The sequence below is a fragment of the Paenibacillus oceani genome, assembly GCF_014705615.1.
Taxonomy (GTDB): Bacteria; Bacillota; Bacilli; order Paenibacillales; family NBRC-103111; genus Paenibacillus_AB; species Paenibacillus_AB oceani.
Genome location: NZ_JACXJA010000019.1, coordinates 176,865 through 182,864 on the forward strand (window position 1 = coordinate 176,865; position 6,000 = coordinate 182,864).

Below are 6,000 nucleotides of genomic sequence, written 5' to 3' on the forward strand. Positions count from 1 at the left end.
ATGCGGGAGCCGGCAAGCCGACGAGCTGACGGAGAATCGTGGAGGTGCAAGGCGGATTGAGGCGCGTGCGCTGTCCGGCGCAGGGGCCGAAACGGCGGGTGCGGAGGCCGACAAGCCGACGAGTTGACGGAGGATCTCGGCGGTGCAAGGCGGATTGAGGCGCGTGCGCTGTCCGGCGCAGGGGCCGAAACGGTGGGTGCGGGAGCCGACAAGCCGACGAGCTGAGCGCCACGGCGTAGCTTTGAATAAAGCCGACACGCCGGGCGAGATAGGCGCAAGCGTGCGGCCTGGTTTTGCGGCGCGGCCGCCGCGGGGCGATTGCATGGCGGTGCGCCCCCGCTCAGACCCGGGATGAAGGAGATAAGAGCGGTTTGCCCCTCTTATTTCCTTCAAATCGAGGCTTAGCCGCCAAATAAGAGCGGTTTCAGCCTGCTATTTGGCGGAACGGGCTTCCGAGAGCGGCTTTTTAGAGAAAATAGAGGCTGCAAACGACTCTTATTTTCTCATTCACCTGTATCAAGCGCACAATAAGAGCGGCTAAAAGCTCTTATCGGCCGCCGTTTTCGCATAGTTCTCCATAGATTTGCCTGCAACGGTTCTCCGATCGCGTACGTGAGGAGACTTTTTGCTGCATTTGAGGTAATATTTTGGAAGGGGTGCCGATCCCGTAAGTCGTGTACAAGCACGCTGGCGATTTGCTTCTGGATACATTGCCGCCTCCTGCCGGTTGAAAGAACGGTTGTTGGCGGATTCCTGTGTACCGCATGCTGGAAGCCGAATATGCGGCGCCGAAACGGCGGCCGCTTTATCATTCATATACTGATGTGGACGGAGGGACCACTGCCGATGACAGAAGCGACATTACTGCGTCCTTTACTGGATGCGGGCGAACGGATGGAGCAGGATCTGGTCGATTTCCGGCGCGATCTGCACCGCAACCCCGAGCTGAGCCTGGAAGAGTCGGAGACGGCGGCCAAGGTGGCGGCTCGTTTGCGGGAATATGGCTATGAAGTCAATACCGGCGTAGGCGGTCACGGTGTTGTAGCCGAGCTGGCCGGGGACAAGCCCGGCAAAACGATTGCGCTTCGGGCCGATATGGATGCGCTTCCGATCCAGGAGGAAAGCGGCGTCCCGTTCGCCTCGGAGCGCAGCGGCGTTATGCACGCGTGCGGTCACGACGCGCATACGGCGATACTGCTCGGAGCGGCGCGTATATTGATGGACCACAAGGACGAGCTCGAGGGGAACGTGCGGTTCTTGTTCCAATCGGCCGAAGAAATCAATCAGGGCGCCCGGATGATGATAGCGGAGCGTGCGCTCGAAGGCGTCGACGAGATTTACGGTTTGCACAATCTGCCTACGCTGGCGGCCGGCAAGGTGGCTACCCGTTACGGTTCGCTAATGGGTTCTGTCGACCGCATCGAAATCGCGCTCGAGGGCAAGGGCGGCCACGGCGCGATCCCGGACCAGAGCATCGATCCGGTCGTCGCGGCGTCCGCCATCGTGATGGGGCTGCAGACCGCGGTTAGCCGCGAAATATCGCCGTTTGACCCGGTCGTCGTGACGATCGGCAGCCTGCAGGCGGGCGACACGTACAACGTTATCCCGCACCGCGCTTCGCTGGTCGGTACGATCCGGACGTTCTCCCCGCGCGTGCAGGCGTCGATGAAGGAGCGGATTACCCGCATCGCAGGCCAGATCGCCGAAGCGTACCGCTGCAAAGCGGAGGTTACCTATACGGAGATGACTCCGGTGCTGGTAAGCAGTGACGAGTGTGTGGCGCATGTAGAGCAGACCGTGGAGGCGGCGATTGGCACGGCCAATCGGATCGAGGCGGCGCCAACCCTGGCGGGAGAAGACTTCTCGCTTTATTTGCAGCAGGTGCCGGGATGCTTTTTCTGGCTGGGGTCCGGTCCGGAGGAAGGCGCGGAGCGCGCGTACGGACTGCATCATCCGAAGTTCACCATCGAGGAAGCATGCTTGCCGCTCGGAGCTTCGCTTCTGGCGGCCGTAGCCTTGAAGCGGTTAAGCGGCGGCTGAAGCCTGAAACCGGCTCGCCGGCTGCTTAACGAATCATACGACATGACAGGTCTGGAGGCTGGATTATGGCCGAAACGAACACGGCTCCATTTCCCAAAGGTATCGCCATCGGAATTATCGGTCCGGAGCAGCTAAGAGAAAAGATGGAGCATTGCCTCAAAGGCTTTCCGTCGTTTGATCCGGTAACCCGCTTGTTCAGCCGGGAGGATGAAGCGCCGGAGCTCGCCAAGGAGCTGATGGATCATGTGGAAGTGATCCTGTTCTCAGGGCCCGTTCCTTACCGGATGGCCGTTCAGAAGCTCAACTTCAAAATACCGGTGCATTACGTAAGGCTGTCCGGTACCGGGTTGTACCGCGCTTTGTTCCGCATCGGAAGGCGGTTCGGCCTGGAGGAGATGTCGGTCGATACGTTGTCCAAGCAGTCGGTGGAGCGGGCGTTCCAGGAGCTCGGGGAACCGTATAAAGAGCTCGTTCATTACCCGGGGTCCGATCTTGCGGCTAGCGGGGCGCTTATCGATTTCCACACCGAGCAGGTGCGCAGCGGCAAGGCGAAGGCGGTTCTGACGAGCGTAGGGGCCGTATCCGCGGGGCTTTCCGAGAAGGGCATCCCGAACGAATGGGTGCTGCCGACCGATCAGGACATTATCGTCGCTCTCGAGCGTTCCCTGCTGTCGACCGAATCGCGCCGCAGCAAAGAATCGCAGATCGTCGTCGGGTTTATCCATGTGGACGAGTTCGACCGACTGGCGAAGAAAAAGGCGTCGGAGCACGAGGTGCAGAGGCTGAAGCTGGACATTCACCGGATGCTGCTCGGGTACGTCGAATCGCTGGACGGGCATTTGACGCATCTGGGCGGGAACGAATATTTGTTTATTACGACGCGCGGCATCTTCGAACGCGAGACCGGCGGCTACAAGTCGATCCCGCTGGCGCGGGTCGTCGAGAAATATTACGGGCTGTCGCTCAGCATCGGCATCGGCTTCGGGCGGTCGGCCAACGAGGCGGGCACCCATGCGCGGCTGGCGCTGCGCAACTCCAAGGAAAGCGGGGGGGATATCTGCTTTATCGTCCGGGAGGACAAAAGCGTGATCGGTCCGCTGGAGATGACGCACCCGCACGAGTACGACCTGTCGCTGATCGATGCGAACCTGCTGAAGCGGGCGGAGGAGGCCGGGCTGACCTCGGGGTATTTGAGCAAGCTGGTCGCCCACGTTACCCGGTTCGGCAAGACCGATTATACGGCACAGGAGCTTGCGACTGTGCTGGACGTTACGGTGCGCAGCACCCACCGGTTTTTGCTCGCCTGGCTCGATTCCGGCCTTATCGAGATTATCGGCGAGGAGAAGGGGAAGTCGAAGGGGCGTCCGAAGCAAATTTACCGGCTGTCGTTCTTAAGCGAGCTGGTCCGCTAACCCGGGTCCGGCGGGAATGGATGTTCGTGCGAGTGAACAAAATCGTAAAAAAAGATGATCCCGATCAAAAGAAAAGGCAATAATTCTGCAGCCGGTCTTGGTATAGTTAAGAACGAACCTGCAGCAAGCTTGTTCGGATATTTTGAATATAGGGAGGTGCGTTCCATGTCGAACGCATTAAAAATCGGAATTATCGGATTGGACACTTCGCACGTTACCGCCTTCACCAAATTGTTGAATGATCCCGAAAACGCTTATCACGTAGCCGGCGGCAAAGTCGTCGTCGCATTTCCCGGCGGTTCGCCGGATATGGAGCTCAGCATTTCCCGCGTGGAAGGGTTTACGAATACGCTTCGCGACGAGCTGGGCGTAACGATCGTAGATTCGGTCGAAGCGGTAGCCGAGCAAAGCGATGCGATCCTCCTGGAATCGGTAGACGGACGCGTCCATTTGGAGCAGTTCGCCAAAATTGCGCCTTACGGCAAACCGGTATTTATCGATAAGCCGCTCGCCGTAACGTCCGAAGACGCCAAGCAAATCGCGGAGCTGGCCAAGAAGCACGGCATTCCGGTCATGAGCAGCTCGGCGCTCCGTTATGCGGAAGGACTAACTTCCGTGTTGGGCGACGACAGCAAAGGAGCGGTGATCGGCATTGACGCGTTCGGTCCGATGGCACTGATCCCGACGCAGCCGGGTTATTTCTGGTACGGCATTCATACGGTCGAGATGGTATTCGCAACGCTCGGCAAAGACTGTGTCGATGTTACGGTCACAACCAACGACGACCACGATCTGATCGTCGGACGCTGGGCGGACGGCCGGATTGCTACGATGCGCGGCAACCGCAAAGGCAACAATACGTTCGGCGCCGTCGTGCACCGCGAGAAAGGCAGCCAGTTCGTCGACGTATACGCTCATCCGAAGCCGTATTATGCGAGCATGCTTGAGCCGATTATGGCGATGTTCAAAGGGGAAGGCCCAGCGATCGACTTCGAAGACACGGTGCGTCTGGTTCGCTTCATCGAAGCGGCTAACGAAAGCCGCGAAACCGGGAAGACGGTTGCGCTGTAACGATAGCAGGCAGCAGGCGGGAACATGATGCCAGTCATGAACCCGCTTTTTTTTCTGTAACGGGAGCGGGAATAGGCCGTGCCGTTCCGCTGCCAGCGGATAGCAGATCTGCGCACGGCCAGGGAGCGGACGCATCCGCTGGCAGCGGAGATGGAGGACGGGGAGTCTGCTCCTGATACGAGGCCTGGTACCGAGTTTTCAACACACGGATAGCGAAGGAGAGTTGGAGATGACGGAAAGCAGCAAGCAGGCGGGATATACGCTGGAGCAGCTTAACCGGGACGGCGTCCCGAAGCTGCTCGATTCGATCACCGAAAAAGCGGGGTGGGAAGCGAAAAAAGCGGCGCTTAAGGAGCGGTGGCTGGACTTGATCGGCGGTGTGCCGCCTGCGGTTCCGCTTCGTTATGACATCTTGTCGGAAACGGTCGAGGAGCGTCACGACCGGCTGCATCTGCGCTACGATACGGTTGACGGCGATACGGTGACGGCGTATCTGCTCGTGCCCAAAGGAGCGGCCGAGCCGGGAGCAGGCAAGCTGCCGGCCATGATGGCGCTGCATCCGACCGCGAACGAAGGCAAGGGCGACGTCGCCACTTCGCTGGGTAGGGACAATCGCCGGTACGGAGCCGAGCTCGCCGACCGCGGCTATGTGGTGCTGGCGCCCGACACGATTACGGCGGGCGAGCGGATCTACGAAGGAGCGCCCGCATATCAGACGGCTCCGTTCTATGAGCAGAACCCGGCCTGGACGGCAGTCGGCAAAATGATCGCCGACCATCGGCAGGGGCTCGATCTGCTGGCCTCGCTGGACTACGTGGACAGCGGGCGGATCGGTGCAATCGGCCATTCGCTCGGCGGCTACAACGCCTTCTTCCTGGCCGGCGCCGACGAGCGGATTCGCGCGATTGTCTCCAGCTGCGGCTTCGCCACATTCACCGGCGACCCGAACCCGAACCGCTGGGGGCGGCGCGACTGGTTCTCGCATATTCCGGCGATCACCGACTATATCGAACGGGGCGAAGTGCCGTTCGAGTGGCACGAGATCGTCGCGCTGGCTGCGCCGGTGCCGTTCTTTAACTGGAGCGGCCAGGCGGATACGATCTTCCCGCACTGGGAGCCGATCGCCGCGGCGATGCGCGACCTGCACGGGCTGTACGCGTGGCTCGGCGAGCCGGAGAAGATGCTGTCGCTCGACGGGACGAGCAAGCACGACTTCCCGGGTCCGATCCGCGCCGCCGCGTACGATTTTCTGGACCGCTGGCTGAAGTAAATCGGCGGGGGCGCCTCCAAAGTCATTTTGCAATGTTGGTGCCCCGCCTAATACCGATTTTTCCTGAGAAAAAGGACCTCAGCCTTCACGTTGCAGTGGAAGTTGAGGTTCTTTCGTAGTAACTACTTAGGTACCTCAAAAAAGATGGTTTGAATGATGGGAAATTTGTGTAATGAAAAGTAATGGAACTATTTTTTAATAGGAGCG

At 59.7% G+C, this 6,000-nt stretch carries 4 protein-coding genes; all 4 read left to right on the plus strand.

All coding sequences use genetic code 11. The annotated features are described in order from the left end of the window. Positions 1-846: 846 nt before the first annotated feature. The 4 genes from IDH45_RS15625 to IDH45_RS15640 all read left to right on the plus strand — a co-directional run bounded on the left by IDH45_RS15625 (position 847) and on the right by IDH45_RS15640 (position 5,793). Positions 847-2,040 (plus strand): M20 metallopeptidase family protein, encoded by a 1,194-nt coding sequence (locus IDH45_RS15625; protein WP_190929052.1) that lies wholly within the window; start codon positions 847-849, stop codon positions 2,038-2,040. Positions 2,041-2,105: 65 nt separating this feature from the next. After that, complete coding sequence (locus IDH45_RS15630; RefSeq protein WP_190929053.1) at positions 2,106-3,452, plus strand: helix-turn-helix domain-containing protein; 1,347 nt, start codon at positions 2,106-2,108, stop codon at positions 3,450-3,452. 165 nt (positions 3,453-3,617) lie between these two features. Then, entirely contained in the window at positions 3,618-4,523 is a 906-nt protein-coding gene (locus tag IDH45_RS15635) for a Gfo/Idh/MocA family protein (protein ID WP_190929054.1), read from the plus strand. A 229-nt stretch (positions 4,524-4,752) separates the two neighbouring features. Then, entirely contained in the window at positions 4,753-5,793 is a 1,041-nt protein-coding gene (locus IDH45_RS15640) for an alpha/beta hydrolase family protein (protein ID WP_223836684.1), read from the plus strand. Positions 5,794-6,000: the final 207 nt, after the last annotated feature.